Raw genomic sequence first — 17,130 nt, 5'->3', positions numbered from 1 at the left:
TCGGGGGGCGTACGGGGAACTGGTACGCGTTCTAGTTCTGTGTGCAGTCTTATGACTGCTACCGCCGGTACGCAAGGGTTGTGCACACACCCGCGTGCGCCGATTACCGGCAACAGTTGCCGTCGCATCCCTTGCCAGTTGTAGAACCCGTTACTACCTTGCGGGCACCTTCTGATGGACCGTCAGACATGGAGCGTGTTGCCGATGCCGTGCCCCCACCTCCCCGAAGGGTTCGACGCCACCGACCCCGATCTGCTCCAGAGCCGCATCCCCTTCCCGGAGTTCGCGCAGCTGCGGCAGACGGCGCCCGTCTGGTGGTGCCCGCAGCCGCGCGGCGTCACCGGCTTCGACGACGAGGGCTACTGGGCCGTCACCCGGCACGCGGACGTCAAGTACGTCTCCACGCATCCCGAGTTGTTCTCCTCCACCGAGAACACCGCCGTCATCCGCTTCAACGAGCACATCACCAAGGACCAGATCGAGGTCCAGAAGCTGATCATGCTCAACATGGACCCGCCCGAGCACACCCGGGTCCGCCAGATCGTCCAGCGCGGCTTCACGCCCCGCGCGATCCGGGGCCTGGAGACGGCCCTGCGCGAGCGCGCCCGGGCGATCGTCGAGGAGGCGAGGCGGAACGCCGGCCCCGACGGCTCCTTCGACTTCGTCACCCGGGTCGCCGTCGAGCTGCCGCTCCAGGCGATCGCCGAACTCATCGGCGTCCCCCAGGAGGACCGCACCCGGATCTTCGACTGGTCGAACAAGATGGTCGCGTACGACGACCCCGAGTACGCCATCACCGAGGAGATCGGTGCCGAGTCCGCGATGGAGCTCATCGGCTACTCGATGAACCTGGCCGCCGCCCGCAAGGAGTGCCCCGCCAAGGACATCGTGACCCAGCTGGTCGCCGCGGAGGGGCAGGGCAACCTCTCCTCCGACGAGTTCGGCTTCTTCGTGCTGCTGCTCGCGGTGGCCGGAAACGAGACCACCCGTAACGCCATCAGCCACGGCATGCACGCCTTCCTCACCCACCCCGACCAGTGGGAGCTCTACAAGCGCGAGCGGCCGGCGACCGCGGCCGAGGAGATCGTGCGCTGGGCGACCCCGGTGGTCTCCTTCCAGCGGACGGCGACCCAGGACACCGAGATCGGCGGCCAGAAGATCCGCAGGGGCGACCGGGTCGGGCTCTTCTACTCCTCCGCCAACAACGACCCCGAGGCCTTCGAGAACCCTGAGGCCTTCGACATCACCCGCGACCCCAACCCGCACCTCGGCTTCGGCGGCGGAGGCCCGCACTTCTGCCTCGGCAAGTCGCTGGCCATCACCGAGATCGAGCTGATCTTCAACGCCCTCGCCGACGTGCTGCCCGATCTGACGCTCGCGGGCGAGCCGCGCCGGCTGCGCGCGGCCTGGCTGAACGGGATCAAGGAGTTGCAGGTCCGGGTCGGCTCCTGACCGACCGGAAACAGACGGGGAGGCGGGGGCTCATCCCTCCTACGCCTGGGGCTCCCGCCTCCCGCCGGACCAGGCCCCCGCGGGCCCGGAACCGGATCTTCATGCTCCGCGTCTGAGGGAACATGCGGGGGACACACAGAATTCTGGCCATGATCGTCGCGCTGATCGCGCTCCAGCTCGGCTCGCTCATCGCACCGGCGTACGCGTGCGGCTGCGGAGCCATGATCCCGGACCGGAACCACCGGATCGGCGTCGACCGGGAGACCTCGGCCGTGCGCTGGGACGGCCGTACGGAGCAGATCGTCATGCGCTTCACCGTGCGCGGCGACGCCGAACGGGCCGCCTGGATCATGCCCGTACCCGGCCGGGCCGACGTCACGCTCGGCGACCCGGAACTCTTCGACGAGCTCGAACGGCTCACCCGCCCGGAGCACAAGAAGCGGTACTACTTCTGGCCGCGCGGCAAGGACTGGCCCTTCGACGGCGGCGCCTCGGACGGCGCGGGCGCCGCCCCGCCGCGTGCGGGCGCGGTCGGGGTCGTCGGCCGCGAGCGGCTCGGTCCCTTCGACGTGGCACGGCTCACCGCCACCGACCCGAAGGCGCTCAGCGGCTGGCTGGAGAAGAACGGCTTCGAACTCTCCGACGGGCTCGCGGCCGAACTGCGGCCGTACGTCGAGCAGAAGTGGGAGTACGTCGCGGTGCGCCTCGCGCCCGACGCCGACGGCACGACGCTCCGCGGCGAGCTCGACCCGCTGCGGATCAGCTTCGCCAGCGAGCGGCTGATCTACCCCATGCGGCTCTCCCGCCTCGCGAAGACCCCGCAGTCCCTCGGCCTGTACGTGCTCGCCGACCATCGCATGGAGCCCCGCGACGACATCGGCGGGCGGGCGCCCGAGGTGACCTTCGCCGGCGCGATCGAGCCGGAGGGCGCGGTCGCCGAACTCGCGGGCGGCGGCGGGCAGACGTATCTGACCGCGATCGACCAGGAGTTCCCCTTCCCGGAGCGGATCGACGGCGACCACGAGCTGGCCGCGGCGGCCGCCGACACTCCGTACCGGGAAGTGATCCACCACGACCGGCTCCTCACGGCCGGCGGCGTCCCGGTCTGGCTCCTCACGGTGGTCGGCGTGCTGGCAGCCGTCGGGACGGCCGTGGCGGTACGCGCTCGCCGACGGCGCCCTGCGGTACGTTCGGCCGCATGACCCAGGATCAGTGGACCACCGTCGACCGCTACTTCACCGACCTGCTCGTCCCGGCCGACGACGCGCTCGCCGCCACCCTCGCCGACTCCACGGCCGCCGGGCTCCCCGAGATCGCCGTCGCCCCCAACCAGGGCAAGCTCCTGAACCTGCTCGTGACCATGCAGGGCGCCCGCACGGTCCTGGAGATCGGCACGCTCGGCGGCTACAGCACGATCTGGATGGCCAGGGCACTGCCCGCCGACGGCCGGATGATCTCCCTGGAGTACAACCCGACCCACGCGGACGTGGCCCGCGCCAACATCGCCCGGGCCGGCCTCGACAAGATCGTCGAGGTCCGGACCGGCGCGGCCCTGGACACCCTGCCCCAGCTGGAGACGGAGGGCGCCGGACCCTTCGACTTCGTCTTCATCGACGCCGACAAGGCCAACAACCCGCACTACGTGGCCTGGGCGCTGAAGCTCTCGCGCCCCGGCACGGTCATCGTCGTGGACAATGTCGTGCGCGGCGGCAAGGTCCTGGACGCCGACTCCGACGACCCCGCGACCACCGGCACCCGCGAGATGTTCGAACTGGTCTCGCGCGAGCCCCGGTTGGACGCGACCGCGTTCCAGACGGTGGGTACGAAGGGCTACGACGGGTTCCTGCTGGCCCGCGTCGTGGCCTAGCGGGGCGCGCTCGACTGCCAGCCGGCGAAGAGCGGCACCGCGCCGGAGGCGTCGAGCACGACCACCCCGAAGGGCCGGTCGAAGGCGACCCTCGCGATCAGCTTGTGGCGGGGCGGAGCGCCGCCGCGGGTCATCGCGACGACGGTGACCGCAGCGGCCTCCACGCCCTGCTCGGCGACCTCGACGACGGCCTCCTGAACGGCGGCGGAGATCCACAGCGGCCGCTTGGCCGCGAGCCCGGTGAAATCGGCGGCCTCCGGCAGGCTCGCCGCCCCGACGCCCAGGGCGTCGAGCTGCGCATGCACATCGGTCTCCGTACGGAGCGTGAAGCGTGGCAGCGCGAGATCGACGGCCTCGGCGGCGAGCGGTTCGCGCCGGGCGTCCGGTGTCCAGGCCGCGGGCAGCACCTCGGCCGCGCCCGCGCCCTCCGCCCCCAGGAGGAAGCGGACCCGCGGGCCCGCCTCCCCCTCGCACGGCAGCTCCACGACGGTCGTCCCGTCCACGGTCCACACCCAGCGAGCGGGCACCAGCTGACGCATCGTCGGTACGGGGACGGTGTCGCCGTACACGTCCGTGAAGGGCTCGTCCCGGGTCAGGGCCGCGTTGAACTTCGCCCGCCAGGACGCCTTGAGGGCCAGGGCGTTGACAAGGACGAGCGCCTCGGAGCCGTCGAGCGCGAGCGGCAGCCGCCCGATCCGCCCGCCGGTGGACTCCCGTACCCACGCGTCGAGCCGCGCCTGCGCGTCCCGGTCGAGCGCCCCGAACCCGATGTCCGGCAGCGCCTGCCGGTACGCGGGGAGCAGCGGAATCCCGCTCCACACCCCGGTCGCCACGTCCAGCGCGTCCGTCCCCGCCAGCTCGCGTGCCACCACCGTCACCGCCTCGGCCGCCTCGTCGCCCGCGACCCCGAGCAGCACCCGCAGCTCCTCGGCGGTCTCCCCGCGCGCCCCGGCCGCGACCGCGCCCAGCGCCAGCCACAGCCCGGCCGGCGAACAGACGAAGTCCTCGTCGCCGTATGCGCCGAGGTGCGGCAGCCAGCGCGCACCGAGCGCGCGAACCGCGTCGGCGCGCGTGATCAGTTCCGTAGCACCCATATCCTGCCCTTCATGAGCATCGTCAAGATCAACGTACTGACCGTCCCTGCCGAACAGCGCGAGGTCCTCGAACAGCGCTTCGCGGCCCGCGCCGGGGCCGTGGAGGGCTCCGACGGCTTCGAGTGGTTCGAGCTGCTGCGCCCGCTGGAAGGCACGGACCAGTACCTGGTGTACACCCGCTGGCGCAGCGAGGAGGACTTCCAGAACTGGATGAGCGGTTCCATGAAGGCCGCCCACGGAGCCGGAGGTGCCGGCGCGGGCGGCGCAGGCGGCGCAGGCGGCGCAGGCGGCGAGGACCGGCCCAAGCCGGCGGCCAGCGGCTCCACGCTGTGGTCGTTCGAGGTCGTCCAGCAGGCCGCCCCCAAGTAATCGCGCGACGGGTACGGGTCATGCCCGCCACACTGGCCCGCATGACCTGGACCTTCCTGCCCGAGCACGTCGACACCCCGGACGCCACGGCCCTGCGCCGCGACTACTACGACGAGGTCGCGAGCCGCTACTGGAAGCGGCCGGCGACCGAGGCGGAGATCGACGAGGGGCTGACGAACGACGGGGTGGAGCTGCTGACCCCGCCGACCGGCCAGTTCCTGGTGGCCCGCCTCCAGGGCAGGCCGGCCGGTTGCGGCGGCGTCCTGATGCTGGACGGCGAACGCGCCGAGCTGACCCGGGTGTTCCTGCGCCCGGCCTTCCGCGGCCACGGCGGCGCGGGGATCCTGCTCGACGGCCTCGAGAGCGAGGCCCGGAAACTGGGCGCTCGCCGGATGGTCCTCAACACGCGCCTGGACCTGATCGAGGCGCGCACGCTGTACACGCGCCACGGGTACGCGGAGATCCCGGCGTACTGCGAGGGTCCGTACATGGAGATCTGGTACGGCAAGGAGTTGTAGACCTCAGGCGTGGTGGTCGCGGGGCGGCTCGGGCAGGTGGGGCCGGTCCGCGTCCGATCCGCCCAGCTCGGCCGTCAGCTCCTCCACCAGCTGTACGAGGTCCGTGGGCCGGTCCGGCCCCCACCAGTCGCCCAGCAGCTCGGCGAGCGACTCCTCGCGCGCCTTCGCCAGCTTGACCGCCGCCGCGACGCCTTCCTCGGTGAGGATCAGCTGCAGCCCCTCGCGGCGGGCGAGACGGCGCTCCTCGACCTGGCGGGACGCCGCGGTGATGGCCCGCAGCGGTACGGGGGTGGTCTCGGCGAGCCGGGCCGGTTCCACGGTGCCGTGGCGGCGGATGCGCAGCAGCAGCCAGCTCGCGGCGGGCAGCAGATCGAGCCCGGCCTTCGCGGTGATCGTCTCGTAGATCGCCTTGCGTCCCTCGCGTGAGCCCAGCACGGACAGGGCGCGGCAGCACTCGTCGTACGAGGAGCGCTCCACCGGGTTGGAGGCCAGCGTCTGGCTCGTGTCGGGGGCGGTGACCGAGCCGCGCAGCTTGTCCTCCTTGAGGAACCAGGCGACGCCGAAGGCGACGAGGACCACCGGCGCGGCGTAGAGGAAGACGTCGGTGATGGAGGTCGCGTAGGCGTGCAGCACCGACGGCCGCAGTGAGGACGGGAGTTCGGCGATGGCGCGCGGGTCGGCGGCGATCTGCTCGGGTCCGGTCCCGGGCGGCAGCGTCTGTCCGGCCAGGGCGTCGTCGAGTTTGACGGTGAGCCGGTTGGTGAAGATCGTGCCGAAGACGGCGACGCCGAAGGAGGCTCCGATGGACCGGAAGAAGGTCGCGCCGGAGGTGGCGACACCGAGGTCCTGGTAGGAGACGGCGTTCTGCACGACGAGGACGAGGACCTGCATGACCAGGCCGAGTCCGGCGCCGAACACGAAGAAGTAGATGCTCATCTCCCAGGCCGGGCTGGTCTCCGTCATCTCGTTGAGCAGGAGCAGCCCGAGGCCGGTGACGCCGGTGCCCAGGATCGGGAAGACCTTCCAGCGTCCGGTGCGGGAGACGATCTGGCCGGAGGCGGTGGAGGTGAGGAGCATGCCGAGGACCATGGGCAGCATGTGCACGCCGGACATGGTCGGGGTGACGCCCTGGACGACCTGGAGGAAGGTCGGCAGATAGGTCATCGCCCCGAACATCGCGAAGCCCACGACGAAGCTGATGACCGAGACGAGGGTGAAGGTCCGGATCCGGAAGAGCTTCAGGGGCAGGACGGGCTCGGCGGCGCGCCGCTCGACGTACACGAAGCACACCAGGAGGACGGCTCCGAGGACGGCGAGTCCGATGATCTGCGGGGAGCCCCAGTCCCAGGTGGTGCCGCCGAGGGAGGCCACCAGGACCAGGCAGGTGGCGACCGAGGCGATGAGGAAGGTGCCGAGGTAGTCGATGGTGTGCCGGGTGCCGCGTGCCGGGATGTGCAGCACGGCGGCGATCACGAAGAGGGCGACGACGCCGATCGGCAGGTTGATGTAGAAGACCCAGCGCCACGAGAGGTGTTCGGTGAACAGCCCGCCGAGCAGGGGGCCGAGGACGCTCGCGGCACCGAAGACGGCCCCGAAGAGCCCCTGGTACTTTCCGCGTTCCCGGGGCGAGACCAGGTCGCCGACGATCGCCATGGACAGCACCATGAGGCCACCGCCGCCGAGCCCTTGGAGACCGCGGAAGGCGATGAGCTGGGGCATGTTCTGCGCGATGCCGCAGAGGGCGGAGCCGATGAGGAAGATGACGATGGCCGCCTGGAAGAGCTTCTTGCGGCCGTACTGGTCGCCGAGCTTGCCCCACAAGGGGGTCGCGGCGGTCGACGCGAGCATGTACGCGGTGACGACCCAGGAGAGGTGCTCCATGCCGCCGAGTTCACTGACGATGGTCGGCAGGGCGGTGGAGACGATGGTCTGGTCGAGTGCGGCCAGCAGCATGCCGAGCAGCAGCGCGCCGATGGCGACCATGACGGTGCGGTGACTGTGCCCCTCCCCCGGCGCGGGGCCGCCGCCGACGTCCGGCGTGCGTACTTCCTGGGCCATGGGCGTCTCCGGGGCGTCTCCTCGGTGTCCGTACCTCTCCATCCTGGGCCGTATGTCCGGTTATGGCCTGCGGAAGGACAAGGCCGTTCATCTTCTGCTAGCGGGCGGCCTGCATAATCGCTGGCAGTTAACTGGGGAGGGACCCACACGTGGTCGGAATCGTCTGTCCTGAATGCGGTGTACACAGACCGGGTTGCGCCTGCGCCCAGGCGGAGATCGCCGCGGCGGAGGACTTCGACCCGCTGCGGATCCGGCCGTACGTGACGCTGGAGGCACCCGAGCCGGGGGCGCACGGGGTACCGCCGGTGCCGCCGGTGCCGCCAGCTCCGCCGATGCCGCCTGCTCCGCCCGTACCGGGCTCCATGAACCCCGGCCCGCTGCCTCCGGAGGCGGCCGCTCCGGACCCGCGGCTGATGCCGACCCCGGAGCCGGTACCCGTACCCGTATCCGTATCCGTACCCGCACCTGTACCCGTACCGCCGCAGCCGATGGCGCCGCCGGTGCCGCCGGCCGGGGAAGACGGGTATGCCAGGGAAGCCGGGTACGCCGGGGACCCCTCCGACACCGCGCCGCTGCTCCTGGGCGGGATCGGGGCGGACGCGGACTTCGACCGGCGCGGCAGGCGCGAGCGCCGTCTTGAGCAGGAGCGGCCCGCCGCGCGCCGGCGCGGTGCTCTCGTGGCCCTCGGAGCGGCCACCGCGGTGGCGGTCGTCGCCACGGCGGCGGTGGCGGCCGGTCTGCTCGGCGACGAGGGCGAGACGGACGACCGGGCGGCGGTGCCCACGGTCACCACGAGCGCGTCCGAGAACGTCGCCGTCTCCGAGGCGCCGCCCTCTCCGTCCGCTTCGACCTCCACCTCGGCCTCGGCGTCGGCCTCCGAGTCGGCGTCCGAGTCGGCCTCCCCCTCCCCCTCCCCCTCCGCGGCACGGGACACCTCGACCGCGCCGGCCGGACCGCCGTCGGCCTCGGGCGACCGGGCCACCACCTCCGCACCCGCGCCCACCCAGAACACGGCGGCCCCCACCCTGCGTTCAGGGGACTCCGGCGCCGAGGTCCAGGAGCTCCAGCGGCGGCTCAAGCAGGCCGGGTTCTACGGCGGGCCGGCGAACGGCGAGTACAACAAGAAGGTCGAGGACGCGGTCAGGTACTACCAGTCGTACAACGGCATCGAGGGGGACGCGAAGGGCGTCTACGGGCCGGCGACACGCCGCGCCCTCGAGGCGCAGACCACGGGCTGACCCCCGGTCGACCCCCGGCCGACCACGGACTGCCCCCCCGTCCGGCCCCCCGGCCGACCACCCGAGCTCACCGGCAGACGACCGTCCGCGCGCCGCGCGCGAGTCCGCGATGCGGGACGGATTGGCGGAGACGGCCCTTTGTTTTGTATCGTGAAGGAACAAAGTGGCCCCGCCCGCACTCCCTGACCGGTGGGCGGGACCGCTCTGTTCTCCTCCCACCCCTCTGGAGACCGTCGATGCCTGCCCCCACCCCGGCAACGCTCACCGCCCGCGCCCTCCTCCTGGACATGGACGGCACCCTCGTCAACTCGGACGCGGTGGTCGAGCGCTGCTGGCGCCGATGGGCCGAGGAGCACGGGCTGGACCCGGAGCAGGCGCTCAAGGTCGTCCACGGCCGCCAGGGGTACGCGACGATGGCCGTCCTCCTCCCCGACCGGCCCATGGAGGAGAACTACGCCGACAACCGCGTGATGCTGGCCCAGGAGACCGCCGACCTCGACGGCGTCGTCCCCGTCCCGGGCGCCCCGGCCTTCATGGACGCCCTCGACGGCCTCCCGCACGCGCTGGTGACCTCGGCCGACGAGGCCCTCGCGCAGGCCCGGATGGGCGCGGCGGGGCTGCGCGTACCGGAGGCGCGCGTCACGGCGGAGTGCGTCGGCGCCAGCAAGCCGGACCCGGAGGGCTTCCTCAAGGGCGCCGCGCAGCTGGGCTTCGATCCGGCGGACTGCGTGGTCTTCGAGGACTCCGAGGCCGGCATCCAGGCGGGCCGCGCGGCGGGCATGCGGGTGGTGGGCGTGGGCCCGAGGGCTTCGGCCTTCGCCCCGAACGTCCACGTCATGGACCTCACGGAACTGGCGGTCGAGGCGCTCCCCGACGGCACGATCCGCCTGACGTTCCCCGCGTAACACTCCCGGGCCGCGTCACACCCCCCGGCCGCGCCACACCCCCGGGCCGCGTCACACCCCCGGGCCGCGCCACACCCGCGGGCCGCCCGGCGGCCCTCAGAGCCGCGCCGGGGACGGCCGGGCCAGCCTCCCCCGCGCCACCAGTTCCAGCGCCGCCGCGACCGCCACCGCCTGGACCACGAGCAGCGCGACGAGCACGAACAGCTGCACCGCCCCGGCCTCCCACACCGACGCCCCGCCCAGCAGCATCCCCACGAACGCGCCCGGCAGCGTGACGAGCCCCACCGTCCGCGTCTGGTCGAGGCCCGGCAGCAGCGCGTCCGACGCCGCCTTGCGCGCCACCTCCAGGCGCGCCTCGCGCTCCGGCAGCCCGAGCGCGAGCCCCGCCTCCACCTCGCCCCGCCGCGTCTCCAGCTCGTCCAGCGCGCGCCGCCCGCCGAGGACCGTGGCCGTCAGCGCGCCGCCGATGAGGATGCCGGTCACCGGGATGAGCGCCACACCCCGTACCGGTACGAGCCCGGTGAGCAGGAGCGCCCCGACGACCGGCACCACGCCCGCCGCGATCGGCACCCCGGCCCACCACCAGCCGCGCCCGGGCGCGGGCACGACGCGCCGCCCGGCGGTCCACACCGCCACCCCGTACATCAGCAGCAGGAAGGCAAGGAGCAGCGGCAGATACCGCATCACCCAGCCGATCACCAGCGACACGGCCACCAGCTGGACCGCCGCGCGCCCGCCCGCGATCAGGGTGTCGCGGGCGCGTCCGAGCCGGGCGAGGGCGACCACGCCCGCGGCGAGGACGAGCAGGACGGCGAGAACCGCCCCAAAGGTGACATTCACGTCCAGAAGCACGCACCAACCCTAGGGCCGGAAAGTGGAATTGTTGTTCCGTCACACCCCTTGATGTGACGTGCCCATGTCGCCACCCTGTTACCTGGCGCACCCCCCATCGAAACCTGGCGCCGCCACGATGACCGGGCCGCCTGGCGACCCGCCCACGGACGGCACGGTCAAGACACCCCCACCCCAAGGGAGTTAGCATGCTCGCCGCAAGCATCTACGCGCGTCAAATAGCCCGTCGCGCGACCGTCCTCGCCGCCACCGCCGCCCTCACCGTCACCGGCCTCCTCGCCACCGCCCCGACCGCCCAGGCCGCGATGCCCACCCCGGTCAGCGCCGCCACCGCCCGTACCTACCTCGCCTCGCTCACGGTGAAGGCGGAAGGTTCCTCCACCGGCTACAGCCGCGACCTCTTCCCGCACTGGATCACCCAGTCCGGCGCCTGCAACACCCGTGAGGTCGTCCTCAAGCGCGACGGCGTGAACGTCGTCCAGGACTCCAGCTGCGCGGCGGTCAGCGGCAGTTGGTACTCGCAGTACGACGGCGCCACCTGGTACGCCGCCTCCGACGTCGACATCGACCACGTCATTCCGCTCGCCGAGGCCTGGCGCTCCGGCGCGAACTCCTGGACGACGAGCAAGCGGCAGCTGTTCGCCAACGACCTCACCCGCCCCCAGCTCATCGCCGTCACCGACAACGTCAACCAGGCCAAGGGCGACAAGGACCCGGCCGAGTGGATGCCGCCGCGCACCGCGTACCGCTGCACGTACGCCCGCGCGTGGGTGCACACGAAGTACTACTGGGGCCTGAGCGTCGACTCCGCCGAGAAGAGCGCCCTGCAGTCGGTCCTGAACGGCTGCTGAGAACGCTTCCTGCACCCCTTCGTCGTTCCGTACCGTACGGCGGGACGACGGAGGGGGCATCACGATGGCGGCCGGAAGACTCAGACTCGGACCACTGCTGCGGTACGTCGACGGAGTGACGGGCGACTGCGCGACGGTGTGGGTCGAGACCGACCGCCCGTGCACGGCCGAGGTCCGGGGCGCGTCCGGCGCGGGCGGCAGTACCCGCACGTTCCAGATCGCCGGCCATCACTACGCCCTGGTCCCGGTGACCGGCCTGGAGCCCGGCACGACGACCGCGTACGAGATACGGCTTGACGGCCGCCTGGTCTGGCCCCTGCCCGACTCCCGCTTCCCACCGAGCACCATCCGGACCCCCTCCCCCGGCGACGGCGTGCGCGTCGCGTTCGGCTCCTGCCGCTGGGCGGCGAAGCCCGCGACGGGCCACGACCCGGTCGGCCCGGACGCCCTGGACACCCTCGCGACACGTCTGGCCACCCACCCGGACGCCGAACGCCCCGACGTACTCCTGCTGTTGGGCGACCAGGTGTACGCGGACGAGACCTCGGCGGCCACCCGCCGCTGGCTCGCCGCGCGCCGCGACCCGCGCGACCCCCCGGGCTCGGAGGTCGGGGAGTACGAGGAGTACACCCGGCTCTACGACGAGTCCTGGCAGGACCCCGAGGTCCGCTGGCTGCTCTCCACCGTCCCGAGCTGCATGATCTTCGACGACCACGACGTCATCGACGACTGGAACACCAGCGCCGCCTGGCTGGCGGCGATGCGCGCCACGCACTGGTGGCGCGAGCGCGTGCTGAGCGGACTGATGTCGTACTGGGTGTACCAGCACCTCGGCAACCTCTCCCCGGCCGAACTGGCCGCCGACCCGCTGTACACGGAGATCCTCTCGATGCCGGACGGCACGGAGCCGCTGCGGCGGTTCGCGGCCGAGGCGGACGCCGATCCGGCCCGCGCGCGCTGGAGTTACCGCAGGGACTTCGACCGGACCCGGCTGGTGATGATCGACACGCGGGCGGCCCGCGTGCTCCGCGAGGACGCGCGAGCGATGCTGGCCCCGTCCGAGGCGGCCTGGGTACGCGAACAGGCGCTGGCCGGCCCGGGCACGTACGACCATCTCCTCGTCGCCACCTCGCTGCCCTGGCTGCTGCCGCCCCTGATCCACGACGCGGAGAGCTGGAACGCGGCGCTGTGCCGCGGCGAGCGCGGCGGGCCGGACGGGCGCTGGGCACGGTTCGCGGAGAACCTGCGGCAGCGCGCCGACCTGGAGCACTGGGCGGCGTTCCCGTCGTCGTACGAGGCGCTGACCCGCCTGCTGACGGAGGCGGGCAGCGGCCCGGACGCGCCGGCGACGGTGTGCGTCCTGTCCGGGGACGTACACCACGCTTACGTGGCGGAACCCCGCTGGCCCGACCCCGAACCGGAGGCGCGGGTGGTGCAGTTGACCTGCTCGCCGCTCCACAACGCGATCCCGCGCCCGGTACGCCTGGGCTTCCACTTCGGCTGGAGCCGGCCCGGTCGATGGCTCGGCCGGGCTCTCGCCCGGCACGGGCGGGCGGGCCGCCCGCCGGTCGAGTGGGACCGGACGGGCGGCCCGTGGTTCGGGAACCAGCTCATGACGCTGACCCTGCGGGGGCGTTCGGCGCGGCTGGCCCTGAGGCAGGCCCGCCGGGGCGGGCGCCTGGTGACTCTCGACGAGCGAACGCTCACCGAAGAACCGCGGAAAACCCCCAACGGCGCCTGAGGGCGCGGGCGTGACGCTTGCCACAGATCGCGCATGGCCGAATGTTGAACTTGCAAGCACTATTGAGGGGAGCCTAACCTGACGACCTCATCGGTTCCGTCCCCCACGTTCCGTTTCCCATGGGAACGGACCAGACCGAAGGAGTCCCGTCCCCATGAACAACCTGACGAACCGCCTGAACCAGGCCCAGCCGTACGCGCTCGGACTGTTCCGCATCGTCATCGGCCTGCTCTTCGCCTGCCACGGAGCCGCATCGCTCTTCGGCGTCCTCGGAGGCGTGATGGGCGGCACCATCCCCGCCGGCACGTGGCCGGGCTGGTACGCGGCGGTGATCCAGCTCGTCGCAGGCGCGCTGGTGGTGCTCGGCCTGGGTACCCGCAGCGCCGCCTTCATCGCCTCCGGCTCGATGGCGTACGCGTACTTCAAGGTCCACCAGCCCGAGGCCCTCTTCCCGCTCCAGAACAGCGGTGAGGGCGCGGCGCTCTTCTGCTGGGCGTTCCTGCTGCTCGTCTTCACCGGCCCGGGCGCGCTGGCGCTCGACCGGCTCTTCGGTGCCCGCGGCGCCGGCTCCACGGCCGACGAGGCGCAGCGCACGCCCGTCGCGGCGTAACCCCGCGCACCCGCTGCCACACGTTTCGGCGTCATCGGCATCAGGGGCCGGAATCCGCAAGCGGCGGTTTCCGGCCCCTGCCCCGTTTTCACGCCGTACCCCCGCGTACGCTCTAGCGCTGTGAACGTGCTCGACAGCATGGGGTCACTGCGGGCACTCACCGCGGGCCCGTGGATCTACGCGGCGGTGGCCACGTCGGTACTTCTCGACGTCTTCCTGCCGGTGCTGCCGAGCGGGGTTCTGGTGATCACGGCCGCGACGGCGGCGGCGACCGCCACGGCGGCCTCCCCGGACGTACCGTCCGTGCTCCCCCTTCTGCTCTGCGCGGCCACCGCTTCCGTGCTCGGCGACTTCGTCGCGTACCGCCTGGCCTGGCGCGGCGGGGCCAGGCTGGACCGGGCGATCGCGCGCTCGCGCCGGCTGACCGTCGCGCAGGAACGTCTCGGCGCGGCGCTCGCGCGCGGCGGCGGGCTGCTCGTGGTGATCGCGCGCTTCGCCCCTGCGGGCCGCTCGGTGGTCTCCCTCGGCGCGGGCGCGGCCCGGCGGCGGATCGTGGAGTTCCTGCCGTGGTCGGCGCTCGCGGGCGTGGCCTGGGCGAGCTACAGCGTGGCGCTCGGCTGGTTCGGCGGGCTGTGGCTGGGCGCGACCTGGTTCAGCGCGGGGGTCTCGATCCTCGCCCTGTTCCTGGCGGGCGCGCTGGCCGCCTACGTCATACGGCGTCCGGCTGCGGCTCCCGCTCCGGCTTCTTGAGCCCGCGCACCTCGAGGCCGTCGAGCAGCCGCGCGGTCGCCGCGGCGATCTCGTCCACGGCCTGGTCGAACACCTCGCGGTTGTGCGCGGCGGGCCGGTGGAACCCGGAGACCTTGCGGACGTACTGCAGCGCGGCGGCGCGGATGTCGTCCTCGGTGGCCTCGTAGGGCAGGGCGGGCGGTCGGAGGGTCTTGATGCTGCGGCACATGCCTCCAGTGTGGCGCGCGCCACTGACAACGCCAGGTGCCCGGCGTCCGGGTCCCGGCGTCGGGGGTCCCGGCGCCAGGTCCCGGCGCCAGGCTCCTGGCCGCGCAGGGCCGCCGACACCCAGGCCCCGGGCACCAGCGGGGCCGACCTCCAGTCACCGGGCCGAGATTCCGGCGCGGGGCCGCCGGCGATCTCAGGTCCCCAGGCTTCTCCGGCTCCGGGCGTTGATCTCCGCGGCGCGCGCCCGCAGCTCTCTCATCGGGGTGGCCAGCTGTACGTCTCCGGGCTCGGCCTCCCACTCGCCGCCGACGCCGCCGTTGACGGGCCGGATCAGAAACCGGCCGGCGACGCTGTCCACGTAGAAGCCGACCCGCCCGGTGGCGGTATCGCGTACGAGGTCACCGACCTCGGGCAGTGGCTGCACGAATCCCCTCCGTCCCGGAATCCCCTGAGTCGCAGATCTCTAGAGATACACCCAGAGACACCCGAAGACCCCTCCCTGTCAACGTATCTCTAGAGATGTCCCCCGATGGACGGATCGACCGCTCGGGTCGGCGCACACACGTACCCCACCACGGAGAACGGCGCCGTAGGGTGTCCCGCAGACGGAAGGGAGTGGTCCACCCATGACTGACCAGGACAGCGGTCGTCGGCCCAAGTACCAGCGCATCGCCGACGAGTTGAGAACCGCCATCCAGTCAGGCGCCTTCGCCCCCGGCGACCGGCTCCCCGGCGAGAACGATCTGATGACCACCTACGAGGTGGCCCGGATGACGGCCCGCCAGGCCCTGTCCGTGCTGCGCAACGAGGGCCTCGCGGAGGCCCGCAAGGGCGCCGGGGTCTTCGTCCGCACCTTCCGCCCGCTGCGCCGGCGCGGCATCCCGCGGCTCGCGCGGGACCACTGGGGCACGGGCCGCTCGGTCTGGTCGGCGGACATCGAGGACCGCGCGCTGGAGGTGGACCAGATCAAGGTCGACGAGGCCGCGGCGAGCCCGCGGGTCGCCGCGGCGCTGGGCCTGCCGGCCGACTCCACGGTCTGCGTCCGCAGCCGCCGCTTCGTCCTGGACGACAAGCCGGTCCTGCTCTCCATCTCGTACCTCCCGGCGAGCCTCACCCAGGGCACACCGATCACGGCTCCCGACACGGGCCCGGGCGGCACCTACGCCCGCCTGGCCGAACTCGGCCACCAGCCGGTCCACTTCCGCGAGGAGATCCGCTGCCGCATGCCGACGGCGGACGAATCGGACCGACTCGCCCTGGAGTTCGGCACGCCGGTGATCCTGATCGGCCGTACGGCCTTCACGGGAAAGGGAGTTGCGGTGGAGCTCAACGAGATGACGCTGGACTCGGCGTCGTACGTCCTGGAGTACGACTTCGACGCGTGACGGCGAAGACACTGCCGGGAGCCGCGTACGCGACCTCGCCCATGAAGACCTCGGGGGCGCTCCATACGGCCTGCTCCGGCTCACCCCGGCCTCGGCGGCGGCCCGCCCGGCCTGCTCGGCGGAGAGGCGTCCAGGCCCCTCGCCATCGGCCTCACAGACGAACAGCTCGCACCCCCGGGCTAGTTCGGTGAGCGCGGGGCACGGCTCGAAGTCCCCCGAGTACGCGATCGGCGAGCCGGTCGGCGATCCCGGGCGGCCCGTACGGCGGGAGCGGGGCGTCACTGACGACGTCGGCGGGCGTACAACAGCCCGTAATAAGCGGCCAGCAGATCGGCACAGTGGTCGGCGTGAAGATGCGAGATCCACACGGCGTCGATCTCGGCGGCGGCGGTGTGTCGGCCAGATACCCGGAACAGTGATTCCCGGGCCTGGGGTAGGGCGTGGTGGATCCCAGCACGGCGATCCGGAGGGTCAACTCCCCTCCGCCTCCCGCCGCGCGGCGGGGATCCCGTGCTGCTGGACGTCGGCGTTGACCTGCCCACCGAGGGTCATGACGTTGAGCGTCGCCGAGTTCTCGTTGGCGATGGCCTTCTCGACCCTGGCGACTAACGTCGTGAAGCAGTCGCGCTCCGAGAGGTTGTGGTACGGCCCGACCTTGGCGGCGAAGTACACCCGCTCGTGCCCGAGCAGCTGCTCGGTGGACCGGTAGTTCTTCCACTGCTCGCGGTACCGGTACACGCTCTCCAGCGACACCGACGCCACCACGATCAGACTGAGCACGGTGGCGGTCATCTTCGCGAACCCGAGATCGAGATTGACGCCCACGGGCACGAGCGCACCGCCGACGACGGAGAGGGTCCGCATGCGCAGATGCATGGCCTTCATCTTGGTGGCCTTGCGGTCGTACCACTCCTGATACTGCGTCAACCTGCTCTCGACATACCGCTAGGGCGTCATCTCGCCCCCGGCCACCTCAGCCTCGGGCGCGTCCCCCCAAGCGCCCACGCAGTCAACACGCACGACTCACGGGACGCGAACAGTGGAGACGACACGGTGGGCGCCGACCAGGTTCACGTCGTCTGCCGGGGGCAACGGGGCGCGCCCGTACTCGAACTGCCGGAACTTCGGGGCCTGCGTAATGCCGACCCGACACGATCAGGCGACGGGGCGAACATATGCCCCCGTGGCCGGCACGAGCTCGCCTCCCCTACCGTCTTCCCAGAGCCCGGTGGC

Annotated in this window: 17 protein-coding genes and 1 pseudogene; 12 read left to right on the top strand and 6 right to left on the bottom strand. The window is 72.2% G+C overall.

From position 1 onward, the window contains the following. Positions 1 to 204 precede the first annotated feature (204 nt). From FDM97_RS07880 to FDM97_RS07870, 3 genes are all read left to right on the top strand, one after another. On the top strand, positions 205 to 1,452 hold the full coding sequence (locus FDM97_RS07880) for a cytochrome P450 (protein WP_137989535.1): 1,248 nt from the start codon (positions 205 to 207) through the stop codon (positions 1,450 to 1,452). A 149-nt stretch (positions 1,453 to 1,601) separates the two neighbouring features. Then, on the top strand, positions 1,602 to 2,654 hold the full coding sequence (locus tag FDM97_RS07875) for a DUF2330 domain-containing protein (protein ID WP_254705530.1): 1,053 nt from the start codon (positions 1,602 to 1,604) through the stop codon (positions 2,652 to 2,654). Beyond that, a complete protein-coding gene (locus FDM97_RS07870) occupies positions 2,651 to 3,319 on the top strand; it encodes an O-methyltransferase (protein ID WP_137989533.1) in 669 nt (222 codons plus the stop codon). Before FDM97_RS07875 ends, FDM97_RS07870 begins: the two co-directional genes overlap by 4 nt. On the opposite strand, the gene FDM97_RS07865 is transcribed toward FDM97_RS07870, so the two are convergent. After that, positions 3,316 to 4,413 carry a serpin family protein gene (locus tag FDM97_RS07865; protein WP_137989532.1) on the bottom strand — a complete coding sequence of 366 codons (1,098 nt, stop codon included), beginning with the start codon at positions 4,411 to 4,413 and terminating at the stop codon, positions 3,316 to 3,318. The genes FDM97_RS07870 and FDM97_RS07865 overlap by 4 nt on opposite strands. A 12-nt stretch (positions 4,414 to 4,425) precedes the next feature. On the opposite strand from FDM97_RS07865, the gene FDM97_RS07860 reads away from it, so the two are divergent. Both FDM97_RS07860 and FDM97_RS07855 read left to right on the top strand, forming a co-directional pair. Next, positions 4,426 to 4,782 carry an antibiotic biosynthesis monooxygenase family protein gene (locus tag FDM97_RS07860; RefSeq protein WP_137989531.1) on the top strand — a complete coding sequence of 119 codons (357 nt, stop codon included), beginning with the start codon at positions 4,426 to 4,428 and terminating at the stop codon, positions 4,780 to 4,782. Between the two features lie 41 nt (positions 4,783 to 4,823). Then, the gene (locus FDM97_RS07855) at positions 4,824 to 5,300 is read left to right on the top strand and encodes a GNAT family N-acetyltransferase (protein ID WP_137989530.1); all 477 of its coding nucleotides are present in this window, start codon (positions 4,824 to 4,826) and stop codon (positions 5,298 to 5,300) included. Positions 5,301 to 5,303: 3 nt separating this feature from the next. Here FDM97_RS07855 and FDM97_RS07850 read toward each other — a convergent pair whose 3' ends face one another. After that, entirely contained in the window at positions 5,304 to 7,358 is a 2,055-nt protein-coding gene (locus tag FDM97_RS07850) for an MDR family MFS transporter (RefSeq protein WP_137989529.1), read from the bottom strand. Between the two features lie 149 nt (positions 7,359 to 7,507). Here FDM97_RS07850 and FDM97_RS07845 point away from each other — a divergent pair, with 149 nt between their 5' ends. Both FDM97_RS07845 and FDM97_RS07840 read left to right on the top strand, forming a co-directional pair. After that, a complete protein-coding gene (locus tag FDM97_RS07845) occupies positions 7,508 to 8,596 on the top strand; it encodes a peptidoglycan-binding domain-containing protein (RefSeq protein WP_137989528.1) in 1,089 nt (362 codons plus the stop codon). 236 nt (positions 8,597 to 8,832) lie between these two features. Further along, a complete protein-coding gene (locus FDM97_RS07840; RefSeq protein WP_137989527.1) occupies positions 8,833 to 9,501 on the top strand; it encodes an HAD-IA family hydrolase in 669 nt (222 codons plus the stop codon). 96 nt (positions 9,502 to 9,597) lie between these two features. On the opposite strand, the gene FDM97_RS07835 is transcribed toward FDM97_RS07840, so the two are convergent. Beyond that, complete coding sequence (locus FDM97_RS07835) at positions 9,598 to 10,353, bottom strand: ABC transporter permease (protein WP_137989526.1); 756 nt, start codon at positions 10,351 to 10,353, stop codon at positions 9,598 to 9,600. Positions 10,354 to 10,541: 188 nt separating this feature from the next. Between FDM97_RS07835 and FDM97_RS07830 the strand changes: the two genes are divergently transcribed. The 4 genes from FDM97_RS07830 to FDM97_RS07815 all read left to right on the top strand — a co-directional run bounded on the left by FDM97_RS07830 (position 10,542) and on the right by FDM97_RS07815 (position 14,305). Further along, complete coding sequence (locus tag FDM97_RS07830; protein WP_137989525.1) at positions 10,542 to 11,204, top strand: HNH endonuclease family protein; 663 nt, start codon at positions 10,542 to 10,544, stop codon at positions 11,202 to 11,204. A gap of 64 nt (positions 11,205 to 11,268) precedes the next feature. Beyond that, on the top strand, positions 11,269 to 12,945 hold the full coding sequence (locus tag FDM97_RS07825; protein ID WP_137989524.1) for an alkaline phosphatase D family protein: 1,677 nt from the start codon (positions 11,269 to 11,271) through the stop codon (positions 12,943 to 12,945). Positions 12,946 to 13,108: 163 nt separating this feature from the next. Next, positions 13,109 to 13,555 (top strand): DoxX family protein, encoded by a 447-nt coding sequence (locus FDM97_RS07820; RefSeq protein ID WP_137994713.1) that lies wholly within the window; start codon positions 13,109 to 13,111, stop codon positions 13,553 to 13,555. 138 nt (positions 13,556 to 13,693) lie between these two features. After that, positions 13,694 to 14,305 (top strand): DedA family protein, encoded by a 612-nt coding sequence (locus FDM97_RS07815; protein ID WP_432816281.1) that lies wholly within the window; start codon positions 13,694 to 13,696, stop codon positions 14,303 to 14,305. On the opposite strand, the gene FDM97_RS07810 is transcribed toward FDM97_RS07815, so the two are convergent. Beyond that, entirely contained in the window at positions 14,265 to 14,513 is a 249-nt protein-coding gene (locus tag FDM97_RS07810) for a DUF2277 domain-containing protein (RefSeq protein ID WP_137989523.1), read from the bottom strand. The genes FDM97_RS07815 and FDM97_RS07810 overlap by 41 nt on opposite strands. Positions 14,514 to 14,705: 192 nt before the next feature. Continuing rightward, the gene (locus tag FDM97_RS07805; protein ID WP_137989522.1) at positions 14,706 to 14,936 is read right to left on the bottom strand and encodes a hypothetical protein; all 231 of its coding nucleotides are present in this window, start codon (positions 14,934 to 14,936) and stop codon (positions 14,706 to 14,708) included. Positions 14,937 to 15,138: 202 nt separating this feature from the next. On the opposite strand from FDM97_RS07805, the gene FDM97_RS07800 reads away from it, so the two are divergent. After that, positions 15,139 to 15,897 (top strand): GntR family transcriptional regulator, encoded by a 759-nt coding sequence (locus FDM97_RS07800; RefSeq protein WP_137989521.1) that lies wholly within the window; start codon positions 15,139 to 15,141, stop codon positions 15,895 to 15,897. 471 nt (positions 15,898 to 16,368) lie between these two features. Here FDM97_RS07800 and FDM97_RS07790 read toward each other — a convergent pair. Further along, positions 16,369 to 16,827 (bottom strand): annotated as a pseudogene (locus FDM97_RS07790) (DUF4231 domain-containing protein); the annotation flags it as partial. Between the last annotated feature and the right edge of the window lie 303 nt (positions 16,828 to 17,130).

The sequence above is a fragment of the Streptomyces vilmorinianum genome (genome assembly GCF_005517195.1).
GTDB lineage: Bacteria > Actinomycetota > Actinomycetes > Streptomycetales > Streptomycetaceae > Streptomyces > Streptomyces vilmorinianum.
Note: the sequence above shows the minus strand (reverse complement) of the source record. Positions and strands in the feature narration are given on the sequence as shown.

Coding starts and splice junctions, on each gene's coding strand:
- FDM97_RS07880 (WP_137989535.1), top strand. CDS start 205: ATGCCGTGCCCCCACCTCCCCGAAGGGTTCGACGCCACCGACCCCGAT.
- FDM97_RS07875 (WP_254705530.1), top strand. CDS start 1,602: ATGATCGTCGCGCTGATCGCGCTCCAGCTCGGCTCGCTCATCGCACCG.
- FDM97_RS07870 (WP_137989533.1), top strand. CDS start 2,651: ATGACCCAGGATCAGTGGACCACCGTCGACCGCTACTTCACCGACCTG.
- FDM97_RS07865 (WP_137989532.1), bottom strand. CDS start 4,413: ATGGGTGCTACGGAACTGATCACGCGCGCCGACGCGGTTCGCGCGCTC.
- FDM97_RS07860 (WP_137989531.1), top strand. CDS start 4,426: ATGAGCATCGTCAAGATCAACGTACTGACCGTCCCTGCCGAACAGCGC.
- FDM97_RS07855 (WP_137989530.1), top strand. CDS start 4,824: ATGACCTGGACCTTCCTGCCCGAGCACGTCGACACCCCGGACGCCACG.
- FDM97_RS07850 (WP_137989529.1), bottom strand. CDS start 7,358: ATGGCCCAGGAAGTACGCACGCCGGACGTCGGCGGCGGCCCCGCGCCG.
- FDM97_RS07840 (WP_137989527.1), top strand. CDS start 8,833: ATGCCTGCCCCCACCCCGGCAACGCTCACCGCCCGCGCCCTCCTCCTG.
- FDM97_RS07830 (WP_137989525.1), top strand. CDS start 10,542: ATGCTCGCCGCAAGCATCTACGCGCGTCAAATAGCCCGTCGCGCGACC.
- FDM97_RS07825 (WP_137989524.1), top strand. CDS start 11,269: ATGGCGGCCGGAAGACTCAGACTCGGACCACTGCTGCGGTACGTCGAC.
- FDM97_RS07815 (WP_432816281.1), top strand. CDS start 13,694: ATGGGGTCACTGCGGGCACTCACCGCGGGCCCGTGGATCTACGCGGCG.
- FDM97_RS07810 (WP_137989523.1), bottom strand. CDS start 14,513: ATGTGCCGCAGCATCAAGACCCTCCGACCGCCCGCCCTGCCCTACGAG.
- FDM97_RS07800 (WP_137989521.1), top strand. CDS start 15,139: ATGACTGACCAGGACAGCGGTCGTCGGCCCAAGTACCAGCGCATCGCC.